Origin of the sequence: Streptomyces sp. NPDC056161 (genome assembly GCF_042268025.1) — a bacterium.
In the GTDB taxonomy this organism is placed as follows: Bacteria; Actinomycetota; Actinomycetes; order Streptomycetales; family Streptomycetaceae; genus Streptomyces.
This window is the reverse complement of sequence record NZ_JBHJUV010000002.1, coordinates 101,221-120,129: the sequence shown is the minus strand read 5'-3', so window position 1 is coordinate 120,129 and position 18,909 is coordinate 101,221. Positions and strand designations below refer to the sequence as shown.

At 68.8% G+C, this 18,909-nt stretch carries 15 protein-coding genes; 8 read left to right on the top strand and 7 right to left on the bottom strand.

The features are described from left to right. Positions 1 to 32 precede the first annotated feature (32 nt). Positions 33 to 830: an ABC transporter permease gene (locus ACFC09_RS02475; protein WP_376523055.1), complete on the bottom strand. Its 798-nt coding sequence runs from the start codon at positions 828 to 830 to the stop codon at positions 33 to 35. Beyond that, on the bottom strand, positions 823 to 1,869 hold the full coding sequence (locus ACFC09_RS02470) for an ATP-binding cassette domain-containing protein (RefSeq protein WP_376523053.1): 1,047 nt from the start codon (positions 1,867 to 1,869) through the stop codon (positions 823 to 825). Before ACFC09_RS02470 ends, ACFC09_RS02475 begins: the two co-directional genes overlap by 8 nt. A 196-nt stretch (positions 1,870 to 2,065) precedes the next feature. On the opposite strand from ACFC09_RS02470, the gene ACFC09_RS02465 reads away from it, so the two are divergent. Continuing rightward, positions 2,066 to 2,833: an ABC transporter permease gene (locus ACFC09_RS02465; RefSeq protein ID WP_376523050.1), complete on the top strand. Its 768-nt coding sequence runs from the start codon at positions 2,066 to 2,068 to the stop codon at positions 2,831 to 2,833. A gap of 2 nt (positions 2,834 to 2,835) precedes the next feature. Here the strand turns inward: ACFC09_RS02465 and ACFC09_RS02460 are convergent, their stop codons facing one another. The 3 genes from ACFC09_RS02460 to ACFC09_RS02450 are packed head-to-tail and all read right to left on the bottom strand — an operon-like array spanning position 2,836 to position 6,035. After that, complete coding sequence (locus ACFC09_RS02460; RefSeq protein WP_376523048.1) at positions 2,836 to 3,492, bottom strand: CatB-related O-acetyltransferase; 657 nt, start codon at positions 3,490 to 3,492, stop codon at positions 2,836 to 2,838. A gap of 8 nt (positions 3,493 to 3,500) precedes the next feature. Next, positions 3,501 to 5,027, bottom strand: a complete 1,527-nt coding sequence (locus ACFC09_RS02455; RefSeq protein ID WP_376523045.1) for a glycosyltransferase — start codon at positions 5,025 to 5,027, stop codon at positions 3,501 to 3,503. Between the two features lie 15 nt (positions 5,028 to 5,042). Further along, positions 5,043 to 6,035 (bottom strand): glycosyltransferase family 4 protein, encoded by a 993-nt coding sequence (locus ACFC09_RS02450; protein ID WP_376523042.1) that lies wholly within the window; start codon positions 6,033 to 6,035, stop codon positions 5,043 to 5,045. A gap of 548 nt (positions 6,036 to 6,583) precedes the next feature. On the opposite strand from ACFC09_RS02450, the gene ACFC09_RS02445 reads away from it, so the two are divergent. The 7 genes from ACFC09_RS02445 to ACFC09_RS02415 all read left to right on the top strand — a co-directional run bounded on the left by ACFC09_RS02445 (position 6,584) and on the right by ACFC09_RS02415 (position 16,492). Then, positions 6,584 to 7,642, top strand: coding sequence for a LacI family DNA-binding transcriptional regulator (locus ACFC09_RS02445; RefSeq protein WP_376523040.1), 1,059 nt, complete (start codon positions 6,584 to 6,586; stop codon positions 7,640 to 7,642). A 199-nt stretch (positions 7,643 to 7,841) separates the two neighbouring features. Next, the gene (locus ACFC09_RS02440; protein ID WP_376523614.1) at positions 7,842 to 8,855 is read left to right on the top strand and encodes a glycosyltransferase family 4 protein; all 1,014 of its coding nucleotides are present in this window, start codon (positions 7,842 to 7,844) and stop codon (positions 8,853 to 8,855) included. A gap of 16 nt (positions 8,856 to 8,871) precedes the next feature. Next, the gene (locus ACFC09_RS02435; RefSeq protein WP_376523037.1) at positions 8,872 to 10,158 is read left to right on the top strand and encodes an MFS transporter; all 1,287 of its coding nucleotides are present in this window, start codon (positions 8,872 to 8,874) and stop codon (positions 10,156 to 10,158) included. A gap of 507 nt (positions 10,159 to 10,665) precedes the next feature. After that, the gene (locus tag ACFC09_RS02430) at positions 10,666 to 12,156 is read left to right on the top strand and encodes a hypothetical protein (protein ID WP_376523035.1); all 1,491 of its coding nucleotides are present in this window, start codon (positions 10,666 to 10,668) and stop codon (positions 12,154 to 12,156) included. A 186-nt stretch (positions 12,157 to 12,342) separates the two neighbouring features. After that, positions 12,343 to 13,896, top strand: a complete 1,554-nt coding sequence (locus tag ACFC09_RS02425; RefSeq protein WP_376523032.1) for a GMC family oxidoreductase — start codon at positions 12,343 to 12,345, stop codon at positions 13,894 to 13,896. A gap of 124 nt (positions 13,897 to 14,020) precedes the next feature. Beyond that, positions 14,021 to 15,349, top strand: coding sequence for a glycosyltransferase family 4 protein (locus ACFC09_RS02420; RefSeq protein WP_376523029.1), 1,329 nt, complete (start codon positions 14,021 to 14,023; stop codon positions 15,347 to 15,349). A gap of 102 nt (positions 15,350 to 15,451) precedes the next feature. After that, on the top strand, positions 15,452 to 16,492 hold the full coding sequence (locus ACFC09_RS02415) for a glycosyltransferase family 4 protein (protein WP_376523027.1): 1,041 nt from the start codon (positions 15,452 to 15,454) through the stop codon (positions 16,490 to 16,492). Between the two features lie 204 nt (positions 16,493 to 16,696). Here the strand turns inward: ACFC09_RS02415 and ACFC09_RS02410 are convergent, their stop codons facing one another. Continuing rightward, positions 16,697 to 17,356 (bottom strand): maleylpyruvate isomerase N-terminal domain-containing protein, encoded by a 660-nt coding sequence (locus ACFC09_RS02410; protein WP_376523025.1) that lies wholly within the window; start codon positions 17,354 to 17,356, stop codon positions 16,697 to 16,699. A gap of 146 nt (positions 17,357 to 17,502) precedes the next feature. Continuing rightward, on the bottom strand, positions 17,503 to 18,909 hold the full coding sequence (locus ACFC09_RS02405; protein WP_376523022.1) for an aldehyde dehydrogenase family protein: 1,407 nt from the start codon (positions 18,907 to 18,909) through the stop codon (positions 17,503 to 17,505).

Sequence of the window (18,909 nt, the reverse complement as noted above, 5' to 3'; positions counted from 1 at the left end):
GGCGGTGCGCTCCGGCTTGCCAAGACGTCGGATCACGCCCCGTCCGAGGAATACCGCCGTAGGCCCCGGAACCACAGCAGGCGGTAAACCATGAAGGCGATCACCGACCACACGACTCCCGTGGCCATACCCGCAAGTCCCTCCGAAACGGTGGCATGCCCGGCCAGGATCTCCACCGGCGTTCCGAAAGTGGCCTCGAAGGGAAGTACCGACGCCGCGGTGCGCACCCAGTCCGGCATCATTCTCAGCGGCGCCACGGCGCCCGCCAGGATGTAACCGGCTCCCACCCAGAGTTGGGCGACACGGTGCACCTGCGTCATCCAGAAAGCCAGCATTCCGACCGCGCTCGCCATGAGGAAACTCAAGGTGAAACCGATCAGGATGGACACCGGTGCCATGAGGAGCGTGACCGTTCGACGGCCGTCGTCGGCCGTGAGGAACACCACGACGGCCAGGAGCGGCAGTCCGAAGAGTCCGGCGAGCCCGCGCCGGCACAGCTCCGAGCAGTACAGGTAGTGGCCGGGGTCCCGCGGTCGCAACAGCTGCGCGGAGAGGTTCCCCAGGCGGATCGACTGGTCCCACGCGCCCGTCACGGAGACCGTGGTGACCTGGCTCACGACGGCCGCGGCGAAGTAATAGGTGATGAAGTAGGTGGCGTCGAGTCCGGCGACCGTCCCGCCGCGCTGACGCGTGACCTGGAGCCACACCCACATCAGGAGCAGCGGGAACGTCAGGCTTACGAGGTTGAGCCAGACACGGGCCCGCCGTGCGACGGCCATGCGCCAGTACACCGGGAGCAGACCGCCGTAGAGACGGGTGAGGTCACGCACGGGGGCTGCCGCTCGACGCGCCGCGCGCGGGGCCGTCCGGCGCCCGGCCCTCCGTGATCAGTTTTCTGAGCACCTCCTCGACCGCGGGGGGCTCGACGACCAGGTCGGCTATGTTCCATTCGCTCAGCAGCCGGGTGACCACCGCCGTGACCAGCGGACGAGGAACACGGACACACGTCTGGTCGCCGTCCCGCCAGGTCGCGGGGGTGCCCTGGAAGAACGAGGCCGGTGGTTCGTCGGCGGCACGGAATCTGATCACCACTTCCGGGGCCAGTTCTTCCACCAACTGCCGGAGATTTCCCTGGTACCGGACGCGCCCGCCGTCGATCAGCATGACGCGGTCCGCGACTTCCACGATGTCGGTCATGTCGTGGCTGGTCAGCAGCACCGTTGCCCGGTGCCGTTCCCGGTAGTGGTTCAGGAACCGGCGCACCGCCTGCTGCCCTTCCACGTCCAGACCGAGTGTCGGCTCGTCCAGGAAGAGGACCGCGGGCTCGTGCAGCAGAGCGGCGGCCAGTTCGCAGCGTCCGCGTTCACCGAGGCTGAGTTGCCGCACCGGTTTTCCGACGAGGTCCGACAGTCGGAGCACGTCCGTGAGTTCGCCGAGGATCCTCTCGAACCGCGCGGGAGGAATGCCGTAGATGGCCTTGTTCGCGAGGAAGGTGTCCATGGCGGGCAGATCCCAGAGCAACTGGTTGCGCTGGCCCATGACCATGGTGATGCGTTTGAGGAGGCCGGACGCCCGTTTGTGGGGGGTCTGACCGAGAACCCGCACGTGGCCCGCCGTGGGACGGAGAAGACCGGAGAGGCACTTCATCACGGACGTCTTGCCCGCACCGTTGGGGCCGAGGAAGCCGACGATCTCCCCGGCGGCGATGTGGAAGGTGACACCCGAGACGGCGTGGACGTCCTTCGTGGTGGTGCGGGGGCGTCGGCGGCCCGGGACCTCCTCACGGGTACGGACCCGGTAACGCACGACGAGGTCCTCCGCGCTGACGCAGTGCTCGCCGTGGTCCCGCATGTGCTGTCCGGAGGTCAATCCCGCTCCCTGAGTGACGACTGCTGGACGAGAGGACGATTACGGCCGGCCGGAGAGTGGCAGCCTCTGCCTGAGGACCACCGGGCCAAGGCGGCGGCCGGGAAGGGAGGACACCGAGAGCATGCGCGGCGTTCGGCTGACCGGCGGACGGGGAGGCAGAATCCGAACAGGAAGAATCGGTGACTACGCGCGGGCGATGCGGGCCTTCCACCGGGACTCGGCAGCGGCCGAACTGACCTATCGAAGCAATCTGGTCGCCGGAATCGTCCTGAGCCTTTTCTGGCTCGTCTGGGCCATGATCACCCTGCGCGTCTTCTACGATCACGTCGCCGTGTTGCACGGCTGGAGATATCAGGACGCGCTCCTGGTGCTTTCCTTGTTCTTCAGCGTCAACGGCCTGCGGCAGGCATTGTTTCAGCCGAGCATGCTGCGCATGACCGAATACATCGAGAAAGGCACCCTGGACCTTTTCCTCACCAAGCCCATCAGCACCCAGTTCCTGGTCAGTTTCCGGTACGTCAACCCGGTGGCCTGGATCGACTGCACATGGGGCGGTGCCCTCGCCGTCTACTGCCTCGTCGGCCGCGACCCGGCCCCCTCCGCCGCCGATCTCGTGCGGGGCGTACTCCTCCTGGGCACCGCCGTGGTTCTGCTGTACTGCCTCAGTTTCGGTTTGCAGACCCTCACCCTCTGGACCGCCAATTCTCGCGAACTCAGCGACATCGTCGCCGGAGTCATCGACATCGCGCGGTTCCCGATACCCCTGTACGGGCCGTTGGTGAGTTTTGTCTTCACCACCGTGGTGCCCGTCGCCTTCTTCACGACCGTGCCCGCACAGGCCCTGATGGGACAACAGGGATGGCGGACCGTGGCCGTGGCCATCGGTGTCGCCGGTGCCGGCCTGCTCGTCACCCGGCTGCTCTGGACCGCGGCCCTCCGCGGCTATCAGGGTGTCAGCAGTTGACGTCACTTCCCCGGACCGCCCTCGCGGTCACCGCCGTACTTGGCGATGAATGACCCCACGTCGTAGAAGTCATGGGCACGGCTCCGGATCAGCTCGTCCGGCCAGTCCCACCACTTGATGGCCGCGAGCCCCTCGCAGGTCGCCTCGTCGAAGCGGTACCTGATCCGGCGCGCGGGCACACCGCCGACCATGCCGTACGCCGGGACGTCCTCGTGGACCACGGCCCCCGCGGCGACCACCGCGCCGTCCCCGATGGTGACACCCGACAGGATCGTCGCCCCGTGGCCGATCCACACGTCGTTGCCTATGGTCACAGGGCCGCGCGAGTGGTCCTTGGGCCCGCCGGACAGCAGGTCCAGGTACGAGGAGGTCGTCACATTGCCCGTGGGATGGCTGCCGCCGACGACGATGGCGGTGTCGTCCGCGATCGAGCAGAAACTCCCGATGGTGACGCTCTGACGCGCCCAGCCGTACACGCGCAGCCCGTTCGCGTAACTGTGCCGGCCCATACTGACCCGCGCGTTCCCGAAGATCGCGCACCTGCCGGGATCGGTCTGTTCCCCGATCTGGCCTCTGCGCCAGCGGAAGACGAAGTCGAAGAGCCTGGCGGACAGTCCGTCGAGCAGCCTGTCGATCCCGTCGGCAACGCGCTTCACCATGCCACACCTCAGCTTCCCGGCCGTGGGTCGGTCCGACTGTCGCGCAGTCTTCCGGCGACCGCGAGCACGTCGTCGGTGCCTCGTGGTTCCAGGTGGCTCAAGGCCCAGTGGTGGACGGCCACGGCTGACTCACCGACCTCCGGGCGGGGGCTCCGGTCGTTCCAGGCCACCGGGTAGAGGACCGCCGGCTCGAAGAGACGGACGGACGGGAACTCGGCCAGGACCCGGCTGAGCATGAAGGGACCGGTCGCCTCCACGGGATTCTTGCCGAGCCCGACCAGATCGCGCGCCTGTTCCCACGCGAACCGGTAGGCGGGGTGGCCCTTCGCCGCGCCCAGGATGGCGTTGCCCACCCAGCCGGGCCGCTCAAGTCCCGCGAAGGCCGCCACGCCGTCCAGCAGCGGATCGAGAGGGGAGAGACACTCGAAGTCCATGTCCACGTAGACGCCTCCGAACAGCGTGAGCAGTTCGAGCCGCACCACGTCCGCCTGCTCGGCGAAGTACCGCGCACGGTGGAGCACCGGTGCGCTTCGCAACGGCGGCAGGTTGTGCTCGGTCCACAGCCGGTACACCCAACCCGGGTGGTGGTTGCGCCAGGTCCCGGCGTACCGCCGGAAGTCCTCGGGCACAGGCCGTCCTCCGAGCCAGACCTGGTGCAGGATCCGCGGGATGACGTGCGGCTGCGGACGACGGCCGAGACGATCCTCCACCGTCGTCTCCTGCCGGCGTCGGGAAGCCGGCAGGCCCGGCATGGTGAGCGCCCGCAGTTCGTCCCGGGGATCCCGCCGGCGGGCGGGAACGGCGGCGGGGTCGCCGGACGGGGCAGGTGCTCGGAGCACTTGGGCCACGAGGCGCGACACGTGTTCCCTGTCGGGCCGGGCAAGCGGCTCGGTCGCGGGCTCCGCGGTGCGCTCGGGGAGCCAATAGGGGAATCCGCCCCACTCCCGGTCGCGGTCGGCGGTGCGGAGCACGTCCTCCCGCAGCGCGCGCCGCCAACGGTCCACCCACGAGGTGAGCACGAGGCCGAGACGGCACACCACGTGGTCGGCGGTGCGTTCCACGGGATTCCTGGAGACACGTGTGCGCCACAGGCGGGGCTCTGCGGCCCGGGACCAGGTCTCCCCGGTGAGCCATCGCTCACCGTCCGGGTGGACCGTCCGGCAGTTCAGGAGCCACCGGTCGACGTCCTCGGTGCGCAGCAGCCCTTCGAGGTCCGCGAGCAGGGCGTGACCGAGGACTTCGTCCGCACGAAGAACCAGCACCCAGTCGGTACCCGGCACCGCACGGCCGAGGAATTCCACCAGGTCCGTCCTCGGCGGCAGGCGTACGACTCCGTCGTAACCGGCCGGGGCCGCCGCTCGGTCCTCCTCGCCGAGCGGGTCGGCGGCGCCGAGGTCGTCGGCGCCGAGCAGGAGCAGTACCCGCCGCGCCGCGATCCCGGCGCGGGCGAGCCGGGAAGAGAACGGCCCGCTCGTCCGGCCTCGGGCGTCGATGACCAGTGACAGGCTCGGCATCCGGTGACCTCGGTCGCTCATGTCGGCCGCCCGTGGTCAGGCCGGCCGGGTGTGAGCCAGCGCCTGGAACGTCCGCTCGTACCGCTCGACCATGGTCGTCGCGGAGAACAACCGGTCGGCTCGCTGCCGGCACGCCGCCGGCGACAACTCCTTCAGTCGGGGCACCGCTTCCACCATCTCGCTCAGCGAGTCGACCACGAACCCGGTGACACCGTCCTCGACCACTTCGGGAACGGCCCCCTTAGAGAGGCCCAGGACGGGTGTGCCGCACGCCATGGCCTCCACCATCACCAGTCCGAACGGCTCCTCCCACTGGACGGGGAAGAGCAGGCCCGCGGCCCGCCCGAGGACGTCTGTCTTCTGGGCGTGTGAGGGATTCTCGATGACTTCCTCGTCACCCCCCAGTACCGGGACGACGTTCCGCTCCCAGTGGTCCCGTTCCTGGGGCTCCTCGCACTTGATCAGCATCTTCAGCCGCCGCCCCGCACGCCGGGCGACCTCGACGGCCTGCTCGGGCCCCTTCTCACCGGCCGCACGTCCGAGAAAGACGAGGAAGTCCTCCTTCTCGGACCGGAACGGATGGATGTCCATGTCGATGCCGTTGTGGATGGTCGCGGCCCAGGACACATCGGGGTTGACGCGCTGCTGCCGCGCACTGATCGCGATGCGGTGCAGCCGGTCGCCGACGAGGGTGTGCAGCCTGCGGTTCCCCGTGCCCCAGGGCAGATGCATGGTCGTCACGATCGGGGTCCCCGAGCTGAATGCTCCGAAATACGGGCCGAACCAGCTGTGATCGCTCATGACGTCGAACTCGCCGCTGCGCAGAAAAGCAGCCGTCTCGTGATACATCTCGTCCGCGACGAGACGTTTCCCGTCCCAGCCCGGCGCCTCGGCGAGTACGTATTCGAGGCTCGCCGACGTCTCGGAATCTCCGCTGGCGAACAGGGTGACGTCGTGGCCGCGCTCCACCAGCCCTTCCGACAGCAGCGAGACAACTCGTTCGATCCCGCCGTAACCTTTGGGGGGCACGGGCAACACGACGGGGGCCACCACCGCAATCCGTAACCGGTGCGACGCACGCATTCTTTCGCTGTCTCCCATCCATGGGGACCATCTGAATCGTGGCAGTGACCGCATACAACCGGATCAACGGTCGTCCCCGCAAGAGGGCCTGTGAGCGGGGCTGCGGAGGGTTTGTCGTGGATGCCAGGTTGGCGTGCGATGCGCGCACTTCACCGCCGGACCGACGATCTGGGCTCTCCTCACCAAGAGGGCGGTGGCGGGCAGGGACTCCCGAACGCCCTGCGCTATCACGCCGGACGTATGGGCGCGGTCGTATGCACGCGGTCGTACGGGTGTGATCGTACGGGCATGGCCGTATGGATGCCGTCGTACGGGCATGGTCGAATGGATACGGTCGTACGGGGACGGTCGTATGCGTGCGGCGCCGTCGAACTCCCGTTGCGGTCGGCCGGGTTGACGGAGATCGACGGCATTGGGATCATGAGAAATGATCTGGGTGTTCCGGCGATGAGGCAAATCCACTTGTTTTGTGTCCGGCATCGTAAGTAGGGGGAATGGTGGCGCACAAGTCCAATTCGAGTGCGCGGCGCGCCGGAAAGCCTGCCACTTTGGCATTGGTCGCACAGCATTCGGGGGTCTCACCCCAGACGGTGTCGAACGCGTTGAATTCCCCGGACCTGCTTGCACCGGAGACCCTGGCGCGGGTCCGCAGATCCATCGACAAGCTGGGCTACCGGCCGCATCAGGCCGCGCGTTCACTGCGGACCAAGTCCAGCCGACTCATCGGATTCGAAGTCCAACTGTCCGCCTACGGCGTCTTCGGGCCCGTGTCGGAGCACTTCCTCCATTCGGTGTCCGAGTCGGCGAGCGAGGCCGGATACGGCATCCTCCTCTTCACGGCGTCCGCCGGTGGCGACGACGAAACAGAGCGCTATGCGGAGCTGTTACGCGAGCGGTCCGTGGACGCCTTCATCCTGACCAACACCCACCGGGGTGACCGCCGTCCGGGCTGGCTGCGCAAGCGAGGCATTCCGTTCGTCCCCTTCGGCCGCTGGTCGGCCCGGGACACGGAGGACTGGATCGACGTGGACGGCGCGCACGGGACGGCGGCGGCCGTCGACCACCTGGTCGGCCTCGGACACCGGAAGATCGCCTTCCTCGGCTGGCCCCGGGGTTCCGGTGTGGGCGACGACCGGGCGCTGGGCTGGCGCGAGGCGATGCGGCGGCATCAACTCTCCGTGCGCGGTCTACGGGTGAGCGCGGTGGACGACGTCGAAGCAGCACGGGACGCGGTCGAAGGACTCTTCCCGGCGGGTGTCACCGCGGTGGTCGCGGCGAGCGACACACTGGCCCTCGGCTGCTACCGGGCGCTGCGGGAGAGCGGCCGGACACCCGGTCGCGACGTCGCCGTCATCGGTTTCGACGACTCCGCCGCCGCCGGGCTGCTCTCGCCCCACCTGAGCAGTCTCCGGCAGCCCCTCCGGGAGGTCGGACGCTCCTGCGTGCACCTGCTCCTGGACCGGATCCGGGAACCGCAGCGGGACCCGGAACACATCCTTCTGAAACCGGAGCTGATCGTCCGGGAAAGCGCGTCGCAGAGCGCGTCGAACTGACCGGCGAGGCCCGGGGCCGAGCCCGCACTCCGGAACGCCCCCCTTGCGCCGGGCCCGGCTTCCGCCAGATCCGACGGCCTCGTACGGCGGGCTTCGACCAGCCCGCCGTGTTCATTCCAACTCGGAGGGCAGAACCATCAGCACTTCGCTTCCCAGCACCCCGTTGAAGATCGCCGTCGTCGCACCCGTCGTCCTTGCCGTGCCTCCTTCGGGATACGGCGGAATCGAACGCGTGGCATGGTCGCTGACGGAAGGACTGGTGGGCCGCGGTCATGACGTGACGCTGTTCGCCAGCGGCGACTCACGGACGAAGGCGGCCCTCTCGGCAGTGCGGGACACCGCCACGGGGTGGGACGCGGCCGACATCCCCGCCGAGGAGATGTACCACGAAGCCGCCGCGTACCTGCGGGCCGCGGAGTTCGACGTCATCAGTGACCACAGCTGGTTCGGTCTCTACCTCGGGGCCCTCGTCTCCTCGACGACACCGGTGGTGACCACGCTGCACGGGCCCTGGGTGCCCGACGTCCGAAGGCCCCATCAGCTGATCGGGGACCGCGTCCACCGGGTCGCCATCAGTGATCACCAGCGCGGGAGCAACCCGGACGTCCGTTACGCCCGCACCATCCACAACGGCATCGACCTGGAGCACCATCCGTACCGCGCCGACAAGGAGGACTACCTCGTCTTCCTCGGACGTACGGCCGACGAGAAGGGGCCCGAACAGGCCGTCGAGGTCGCCAAGCGGGCCGGTCGGCACCTGAAGATGCTCATCAAACGTGATGAACCCGCAGAGGTCGAGCACTGGGAGCGGTTCGTCGCGCCGGTGCTGCGCGGCGACGAGGAAGTGATCGACACCCCGTCGCACGAGCAGAAGGTGGATGTCCTCGGCCGGGCGGCCGGCCTGCTCTTCCCCATCCAGTGGGACGAGCCCTTCGGCCTGGTGATGGCGGAGGCCATGGCGTGCGGAACACCGGTGATCGCCCTCGCCCGGGGATCCGCGGGCGAGGTCGTCGCGGACGGGGTCACCGGTTTCGTCGTCGAGTCGCTCGACGAGATGGTCGACGCGGTGCCGCGCCTCAAGGAGATCTCCCCCGCCGCGTGCCGGGAACGCGTCGAGCGCATGTTCTCCGCTGAAGTGATGGCGGATCAGTACGAGGATCTCTTCCGGTCGCTCGCCAGGGCGACCGGGCCGACCGGGCCGACCAGGGCATGAGGGCCGGTCACAGCACGTGCGGTCACGCCTCGCGCACACCCGGGCAGGGCGAATCCGGGCAGGACGAATCCGGGCAGGACGAGCTGTGAGGCCCGGCATCACGACCCGGGATTTTCGGCGTCTGTGGTTCTCTTTCACGCTCTCCACGGCAGGTACGGGCGTCTCCATGGTGGCCTTCTCGGTCTACCTCCTCGACGAGTTCGGCGCATGGGCCGTGGGTTCCTTCATGGCCGTGCTCGCGTTCGCCCGCCTGATCCTGCTGCCCTGGGGCGGAGTGCTGGCCGACAAGCGGTCGCGGGTCGGCGTCATCCGCACCGGGTACGGCCTGTCCGCGCTGGGCACGTCGTTGATCGTCCTGATTCCGCACCGGGGCATGGGGGTCATCCTCGTCGCCGCCTCACTCCAGGGCGCGGGGTACGCGCTGTTCTCGCCCGCGATCCGCGCGCTGCTGCCCGAACTGGTACCGCTGGACCTCTTGGAGCGGGCGAAAGGCAGGCTCACCGCGACGGACGGCCTGTTCGCCCTCGTCGGGCCGGCCATCGGCGGCGCCGCCGTGGCGTACGTCGATGCGCAGGTCGTGCTCGTCCTCGACGCCTGCTGCTACGTACTGGCCATGCTGTCCTTGCCGGCGCCGGCTCGGCCGTCGTCCGGTGCCGTGGCGCCGAAGGGTTCGAGGGCCGGCGGTCTCCGGGAGTCCGTCCGGGCGATCGTCAAGGTCCCCTGGGTCACCTATGGCATGGCGCAGGCAGCCGTTCAGATCCTCCTCGGCTTCGCGCCGGGAAGTGTGCTGATCAGAATTGTCGCGGAGGAGAGATACCACTCCGGCGGGCTGGGCATCATCCTTTCCGCCTCAGGTGGCGCTGGGCTCGTCGGGACGCTCATCGCGGCTCGATGGGTGCCGCGGATGCCGGGTTTCGTCGCCAATCTGGGCTTCGTGAGCTATGCGTCCGTGGAATTGTGCATCGGATTCTCGGTCCCGCTACCGGTATTCGTGGTCTGCGTCTTCATCGCGGGGGTCGGGATCAGTTTCCATGGCATCTGGTGGTACGCGGCGCTCAGCAGAAATTTCCCGAACGCCATGCTCGGCCGGGTCAGTTCGGCCGACGAGTCGGTCACGGGTGCCCTGGAACCGGTCGGCATGGCCCTGGCGATTCCCGCGGTGCACCTCATCGGCATCGAGTCGGTCGGGCTGCTGGGCGCCCTGGCATTCCTCGTAGCGCCGCTGGCAGTGCTTGCCGTCCGAGACTTTCCCGGCTACGGAAGACGGCCGGAAACCCCCCGTACCGAGCTGAGTCCACGTTAACCCGGCGAGAGCCGATCGACGTGCCGCCGTGGGCGGGCCCGCCTCCACCAGTTCGACTCGGCACTTACGGTTCCGGGTGCGGTTCCGCGATCCGTGCGACGAACAGCGATGCGGTGCGGATTTCACCTTATTTACGTGAAGTTCTCACACGAGGTGTCTCGTTTGAGACAGGCGCCCTGGCTCGAAATGAGTCATGATTGTGGCTCTCTTGACACTCTCCGAATCACCGCCGTAGCTTTTGAGCACTCACGACCCGGTTGTGACTTCGCCGTTCCTGTTCCAGCCGCAGCGGTACACCCGATATTACGTGTACTTGACTCGTCCGTCGTCTGTCCATGGTTGTCCGGGAAATTCTCCGTTGACTGAGTGGCGCGCGCACCGCATATCGATTCTGCTCCCACGAAAACTCTGAGACCGTCCGATCGCGTCTGTCGACGCGCCCTTGTCCGGGCCGCTCCCACGCGTCCTGCTCCGTGCCGTCGACTGTGACAGGAATGAGGGTTTCTCATGAAGTTGGCTCTGATCTCAGGGGACGGGCTGCCGGTGAGCGGTCTGCTCACGATCTTCAGGAACGTGGTGGAGGCAGAGCTTCCGAACGACACCCTGGACCTTCCGGTCGTCGCCGATCTGGGCTTCTCCTGGCGGCCGGACAAGAGGAACTTCTTCCCTCGGGGACGCGAGGACGCCGGCTATCCGTCATGGATGGACGTCAGCACCGCGGTTCCCCTCGGTACGGCCCGGGACGAACTGGAGCACGCGCTCACTTCCATCCGGGGTGCCGTCGCTCGCGCGGACAGCCTGGACGACCGGGAGAGGACCGAACTCCGGCGCCTCGTGCAGTCCATCGCCGAACCCTACGAGGACTACTTCGCCAAGTGGTTCGAGGAGCATGACGTCGACTGGGTCTGTGCGGTCAACATGACTCTCTCCGACGCCGTTCCGGTGACGCTCGCCCTGCACCGGGCGGCGGCCCGACGGTGGCCGGCCGACGCCTCCGGTGGGGTGCTCTTCTGGGATCACGACCTGTTCGGGAGCTATTCGGTCTACGAAGAGGGCGCCCGGGTCTACCCGTCGAAGCCGAACCAGTTCACGCCGCTGCCCGGATCCCACCCCTGCCACCGATGGGCGGTGGTGTCCCCGGGCCTGGCCGCGGAGGCCGCCGAATACCCCACGGGGCTCAGCGCCACGACGGTGCCCAATGTGCTTCCGGCCCTGGGCTCGGGGGAACTGGAAAAACGCCACGACGCCTTCCGTGAGCAGCACGGACTGTCCCCGGACCGGCCGCTGCTGCTCGTACCGGTGCGTGTCTTCCAGGTCAAGGGTGTCGAGATATCCGTCCGAATGTTCGCGGAGATCAAAAGGACCTGTGCGGCACGGAATCTTCCCGCTCCCTATCTGTTGGTGTTCGGCAGTCTCGACGAGGATCCGCCTTACGCCGCCCAAGTCGTCTCCCTCGCCCGGGACCTGAACGTGCGGGACGACGTCGTGTTTCTGGACGGGGTGCCGCTGTCGAGCCATCAGGACACCGCGCTCCGCTGGCACCTCGACGAGGTCGATCTGCTCCGGCTGTGCCGGGCCGGCGGCGGAGCGGTGCTCTTCACGCCGAACACCGCGGACGTCGAGAGCGTCGGTCTCGGACCGGCCCTCGCGGCCATCGCGGAAGTACCCTGCGCCGTCACCGAGTACGCGTGCTTCGAGGACATCTACGGCGTCCAGAGCGGCTGCGTCAAAATCACGGAAACCGTGGAACTGGTTGTTCCCGCGGAGCGGTTGGTGAGTCTGATGGTCCGCAATTCCGAGGGCGATCCCGCGGTGCGGGAGATTCTGCGGCGGGACAGGGAACAGGTGCTGCGCTCGTTCGACCCGCAGCCGTGGAAGGAGCTTTTGAGGGAAATCACCGGAGTCGCCGGAGTCGCCGAAGTCACCGAAATCGCCGAAATCGCCGAAGGAGAGCGCCGTATCGAAGGGCACCGCGATCTGTCGGCCAGGACGACTTGAGACGGGAGGGACCTACGGCGCAGCCGCCGGTTCCGCGGGGGAGGGCGGAGTGAGCAGCCACTTCCAGGAACCGATACCGGAGGCCGCCGTAGCGCACTGACGGCGAAAGGACGGCAGACGGCTCACTCCGTTCGGACGGACAGGCCGACGTGGACGCTCCACGATTCTTCGACGGAAGGTTACGACATGCCGCAGAAAGCGCCCCTGGGTTCGGACCGGATCCGTACCTGGGACGAATTGCCCGACCATGTGGACGTGCTCATTGTCGGAGGCGGTCTCGCGGGTCTCGAACTGGCGAAGCACCTGGAGCTTTCCGGCGCCGAGGACGTACTGGTCGCCGAGGCGGGCGCGCACGGTGATCTCGACCATGTGTACGCCGCGAACGACGCCGCTTCCGCCGACACCATCTGGACCGATGAGACCGCCGACGAATACTTCGTCCAGTTGTGGAATTCGGTCACCGAGCCCCATTTCTCCCGGGGCTCCGGGATCCGGCGCCGGCTCGGGGGACGCTCCCTGTATTGGCACGGTGTGCTGCTGCCGGTGGAGGAGTGGGCCCTGGCGGATCCCGCCTGGCCGGAGTCAGTGGTGAAGGAACTCACCGACTCCTGGCAGCACGGCCCCTCGCTCTACGCGCGCGTGCGAGCGGACCTGACGGCATGGAGCGAGCGGGCACGGTGGCGGACTCCGGTGGGCGAGAGCGTGGAGGTAGGACGCTTCCGCCTGGTCGAACCGCCCCGGGCGGTCCGCCAGGCGGATGCCGAAGGCGCGCGCTGGGAGGCGTACTCGCCCCTGTCGCACTGGCTGGAGACCGTAGGTGGAGAGAGCGCGGCAGCGGCGAGCGCCGGTTCGGTCCGTATCGCCACGGACGTGGAGATCATGGCCGTACTGGTCTCCGGGGGGACGGCCCAAGGTGTTGCCGTGCGGCACCGGGTCAGCGGCGAGCAGAAGAGGATCACGGCGCGGAAGGTGGTGCTCGCCGCGGGGACCGTGGAGAGCACCCGCCTGGCCGTCCAGGCGCTCCACCAGGCCGGCAGGCTGCCGCAGAGCCGCCTGACCGGACTGGTCGACCACATCGTGCAGGGGTTCAACGTCACCCTCCCCGCCGACAGCGTGCCGCAATGGCTGCGCCGGCGAGCCCACAGGAGTGTGTTCGCGTTCGCGCCGGGAAGCGGCCCGTCCCGCTCCAACCTGTTCATCCAGCTCGATCCCACCACGGAGGGAGACCTACGGCTTGAGGCATGGGTCACCGGGGAACAGATCCGCTCCGCTCAAGGAGTGGTCTCCTGCACCGCGGGCGACACCTGGCCCTGGCCGGTGACGATATCGACCGGGCTCGACACGAGGGACATCCTGACCGTCGAAGCGCAGCGGGACGAACTCCAGCAGTTCTGGTCGGACTGGTGTGCCGAATTCGGGCTGAAGCCCGGCCCGTTGGAGTTCGACTCCGACTTCCTCGACCCCAGCCGCACCCTGCGGTCGGTGCGCGACGCGCTGCGCAACGGAGGGTGGGACGCCGCTGAAGGCCGGCCGGTGACGTGGTCGAGCCCGCTGGGGACCGAGGAGCACGAAGGCGGGACGCTCGCGATCGGTGACGTACTCGACGAGCGGCAGGAGTTCATCGGGCTGACAGGTCTGTTCGCGGTGGGCCCGGCCACCATTCCGCGGCAGGGGGCTGCCAACCCTTCGATGACGACGCTGGCCCTGTCCAGGCGGCTCGCCGCGCTGCTCATGGAATGAGTGCCTTTTGTCCCAGGCACTGACGACTTCGAGAGCCAATACTTCTGGGGGGGGAGCGGTGAGCTTTTCAGGGCATGCGGGGCCGCGGCGGACAGAATCGAAAGACCCGCGCGGACGGCTGAGGGTGGGAGTCGTCCACGCCGCGTTCGAGGGCATGCAGATCTTCGTCGGCGGCGTCGGGACCGCGATACGCGGGCAGGTGGCGGCCCTGCCGAGGGTGCAGCGGGAACTCCGCCACCACGGAGTGGACCTCGTCCCGCACTTCATCGAGATCGCGTATCTGCCGACGCATCCGCACTATGACGAGAAGTCGTTCGCGCGCCACCGGGAACTGGTCGCGGAGACCGGAGGGACGTTCTCCGTCGTGCCCAGCGGGACCACGGGACTGGCCGCCGATTCGATCTGGGGAGACGCGGGACTCGGCGAACCGCGGAACTGGCAGATCGCGTCGGCGGCCCTGGCCGGCCGGCTGATCGACCTCGCCGCCCGACACGACCAGTTGGTCGCCTACTGCCATGAGCCCGTCTTCGCTTTCGCACCCCTCCACGCCTCGCTCCAGTGCGAGGCCGCCGGGGTCGATCTCACCGCGGTCTACGTGTCCCACGCGACGGCCTACGCGCATGAGATGCCGCTGCCGAATCCCGACCGTCTGATGGCGGAGTCGCTGCCGGTGCACTGGGCGAAGGTGACGCCGCGCGTACGGCTCGGCGCCATCAGCAGACACATGTCCGACCACCTGATCAGGGAGTACGGTGCGCGCGCGGAAACCTTCGTGCCCACCGGAAACGGCGTCGACACCACCGATCACTGGTACCGGCAGCGGTCGCGTGCCGAACTGACCGGGCTGCTCACCCGGCATGGTGTCCCGGTCGACCGGGACCTGCTCGTGACCTTCGGCCGCGGCGTGCCCTACAAGCGTCACGACATGCTGATCCGAGCCGCCGCCGAGATCCGCGGCTCGGCGCATCCGGTCGTCATGAGCGATCCTGACCTGCCTGAGCTGCGGCACCTGGCGGAGCGCCTCCAGGTCGACGCCACTCTCATCACCTCCTTCGACCGCGAACTGATGGCGGCTCTCCTGCAATGGGAGCGAACCAGAGCCCTCACCCTGTCGGCGCGGGACGAACCATGGGGGATGATCCCCATGGAGGCGAGGCTCCTCGCCAGGGAGACCGGAGCCCTTCTGATCGCGGCGGATTCCGGCGGTTTCACCGAGCAGATCGACCAGGGCGTCGACGGCTTCCTGCACGTCCCGGACGATCCTTCGGATCTCGCCCGGGTGATTGACCGAGTGCTCGGGCTGACCGAAAGCGAACAGAGATCCGTACGACGGCGCGGGGCGGAACGCGTACTGAACGAAGAGAGCTGGCCGAAAAAGATCATCGAGTCGCTGCGGGCGGTCGTCCCGGAGATCGACGCCGCGGCGGATGCCGTCCTGGACGCGCTCACGTAGGCGGCTCCGCACGGTGGCCATGGCCGTACGCGACGAGTCACCGCAGGGCACCGAGTCCTGCTCGGACAACGGATCGACCGGATACCGGATATGGGGAGTGCAGTGTCCCGACGTCTTCGCATCGCGATGATCGCCCCGCCGTGGTTCGAGCTTCCGCCCAGGGGATACGGCGGGATCGAGTACATGTGCTCGTATCTCGTGGACTCGCTCGTCGACCGGGGCCATCACGTCACCCTGGTGTCGAGCGGTGAGAACGGCACCAAGGCGCACCACGTCCGCACGTACGACACTCCGCAGTGGCGGCGGCTCGGTGAGCCGATGCCGGAAGTCCGTCATGCGGCCTCGGTCCGGCGGATTCTCGATTCCCTGGACGTCGACGTCGTCCATGACCACAGCCTGGTGGGGCCGCTGCTCGCGGCCGGCCGGGCCGTGCCCACGGTCGTGACCTTGCACGAGCCCGTGACGGGGGACTACGGGGAGTACTTCCGTCTGCTCGGCGACACAGTGCGGCTGGTGGCCATTTCCGAGGCGCAGCGCGCCAGCGCCCCGGAGTTGAACTGGTGCGCGACGGTGCACAACGGCGTCGATCCGGCCGGCTTCCGCTTCCAGCGGCGCAAGGCGGACTGGGTCCTCTTCCTCGGGCAGTGCATGCCGCACAAAGGAATGCACACGGCGATCGACGCCGCGCGCGCGGCCGGCGTGGCCATCCGGATCGCGGCCAAGTGCGGCGAACCCGCCGAGATCGAGTACTTCGAGTCGGAGATCCGGCCGCGGCTGGACAAGGACGTGGAGTGGCTGGGCGAGGTGGGCGGCGAGCGGAAGAAGGCGCTGCTGGCCGACGCGTCCTGCCTGCTGTTCCCGATCGCCTGGGACGAACCGTTCGGCATGGTGATGATCGAGGCCATGGCCTCGGGCACGCCCGTGGTGGCCCTCGACCGGGGCTCGGTGAGGGAGGTCGTCACCGACGGACTGACGGGCATCGTCCGCGACGCGGCCGCGGACCTGCCGAACGCCATTCGTCTCGCCGCACAACTGGACGCCGACCACTGCCGAAAGGCAGCCACCGACGCCTTCAGCAGTGACCTGATGGCGGAGAGGTACGAGAGGGTCTACGAGGCGGCACTTGAATCCGGGCACCGGTGACCGGCCGAACACGGGAACGGCGGCCACCCGACCGCACCACACCGCACCTCGCCCGACATCGCCCTCCGCTTCGGACCCCCGGACCGCCCGGTGGTGGCGAAGGCCGCGCAGCACGTTCTCGGGGGTGAGCGTGCGGCCGGGACGGGGCAGCGGCCCGTCACGAGCCATCCCTCGGCCGGGCCGTCCCTCCCCGTCCGCGCCCCGTCAGATCGCGTTGATCGCCGCGGGCGCTCGTTCCGCCCGGGTCAACGCCCTCAGCAACGCGGCCTGGCCGTGCCGTCGGGCGGCGAGCCGGGCCAGCAGCACCAGCACCGGGTCGAAGGCGGCGTCCGGGAGCGGCGGGACGGTCCGTCCCACGCTGACGGCGAGATCGTCCCTGTGGACGGCGATCTCCATCATCCGGGTGACCAGGAAATCGTCGAGACGCAAGGACCACCCCGTCTGCGGCATGAACACGGCCCGGTCGCCCGGACATGCCGCGAGGCTGGTCCGCTGCTTTGCCAACGAGGTGCGGGCGAGCCCCGTCAGAGACGACGCCCCCTGGGCCGCGAGGTCTTCACCCTTGGCCCGAATTCCCGCGTTGACCTCGCCGTCGAGCGGTGCGTCGAGCCAGGCGGCTCGGCCGTAATGGTCGAGCAGGTCGATCGGCGCCTCTTGCGGCGAAGACTCCTGCGGGGCGGAGTCGGCCCAGCCTTGCAGGGCGGAGCCGACACTGAGGAGCTGATAGGCGAGGTGACCGGCCAGGCCGCCGACCGTCAGCTCGGCCAGTGCGCTGGGCCGCGCCCACGACGCGGCCACTTCCGGGGCCTCCAGCAGTAGTACCGCCTGTTCCGCCGCGCCGAGGTAGGCGTCTGTGACGCTCATCAAGTCCTCCGTGATCGGAATTCCCCGACACCATCATCCCTGGGCGCGGATCGGCAGCGGCCTTCGCCCCGGTCGTGACATGACTCACGTGCGACCTGACGGCCCCCTGAACGACCGCAGCCGAATGCGGAGTTGTGCGGGGGCGCTCAGGGCTGCGCGGGGCGGGTGAGGACCTGGAGGTCGGTGAAGCCGTAGAGGCCCCAGGGGCCGTTCTCGACGCCGAGGCCGCTCCATTTGTGGCCGCCGAAGGGCAGGTCGGGGCGGACGCCGAGGCCGTGGACGTTGACCGAGACCTGGCCCGCCTCCAGTTCGGCCGCGACCTGGCCGGCGCGGTCCAGGTCGGGTGACCAGACGGACGCGGTCAGTCCGTAGGGGGAGGCGTTGGCCCGTTCCACGGCGTCGGCCAGGTCCCGGTAGGCGATCACGGGCAGCGCGGGACCGAACTGTTCCTCGTCCACGATGCGTGTCCCGTCGGTGAGGCCGGTGAGGACGGTGGGCTGGTAGAAGTAGCCGGGCCGGTCGAGGGGTGCGCCGCCGGCGGCGGCCAGCGCGCCCTGGCGCAGGGCGTCGGCCACCAGGTCGGTCACCCGGTCGAACTGGGGGCGGTTGTTGAGCGGGCCGAGCTGGGCGCCTTCGGCGGTGCCCGCGTCCACCCGGACGGACCTGGCCCGTGCGGCGAGTGCCTCGACCAGGTCGGCGTGGAGGTGTTCGGGTGCGTAGACCCGTTTGACGGCCAGGCAGACCTGGCCGTTGTTGCGGAACGCCGCCCAGAACAGGCGGTCGGCGATCTGCTCCGGGTCGGCGTCGTCGAGGACGATGGCCGGGTCGTTGCCGCCGAGTTCCAGGGTGACGCGCTTGAGGTCGTCGGCGGCAGCGGCGGCGACGCGGCGGCCGGTCGCGGTCGAGCCGGTGAAGCTGATCTTCCGGGGCACCGGATGAGTGGTCATCAGGGCGCCGAGCGGGTCGCGTCCACTGATCACGTTCAGTACGCCGGGCGGCAGCACCTCCTGGAGGAGTTCCCCGAGGGCGAGTGTGGTCAGCGGCGTGTAGGGGGAGGGCTTGACCACCACGGTGTTGCCCGCCCGCAGCGCGGGCGCGATCTTCCACATGGCCAGGGTGACGGGGAAGTTCCACGGCGTGATGGCGGCCACGACACCGAGCGGGCGCCGGACGATCTCGGCGTGGCCACGGGCGTCGTCCTGGACGATTTCACGGGGCAGTTCGAGGTCCGCGTAGTAGCGCAGCCAGACGACGGCGCCCGCGATCTCGGAGCGGGCGTCCTTGAGGGGTTTGCCCTGTTCGGCGGTGAGGAGGGGAGCGAGCCGGCCGATGGCGGCCTCCAGCGCGTCGGCGGCCCCGCGCAGCGCCTCGCGGCGGGTGCGGTCGTCGCGCCGCCAGGTCCGGAACGCCTCGGCGGCCGTGTTCATGGCGTGATCGAGCTGGTCGGGTGTGCAGTCGGGGGCCTGGGCGAAGGGTTCGCCGGTGGCGGGGTCGGTCACGTCGAACGTGCCCGCGACGGGTACCGGTTTGCCGCCGATGGTCATCTGGTGCAT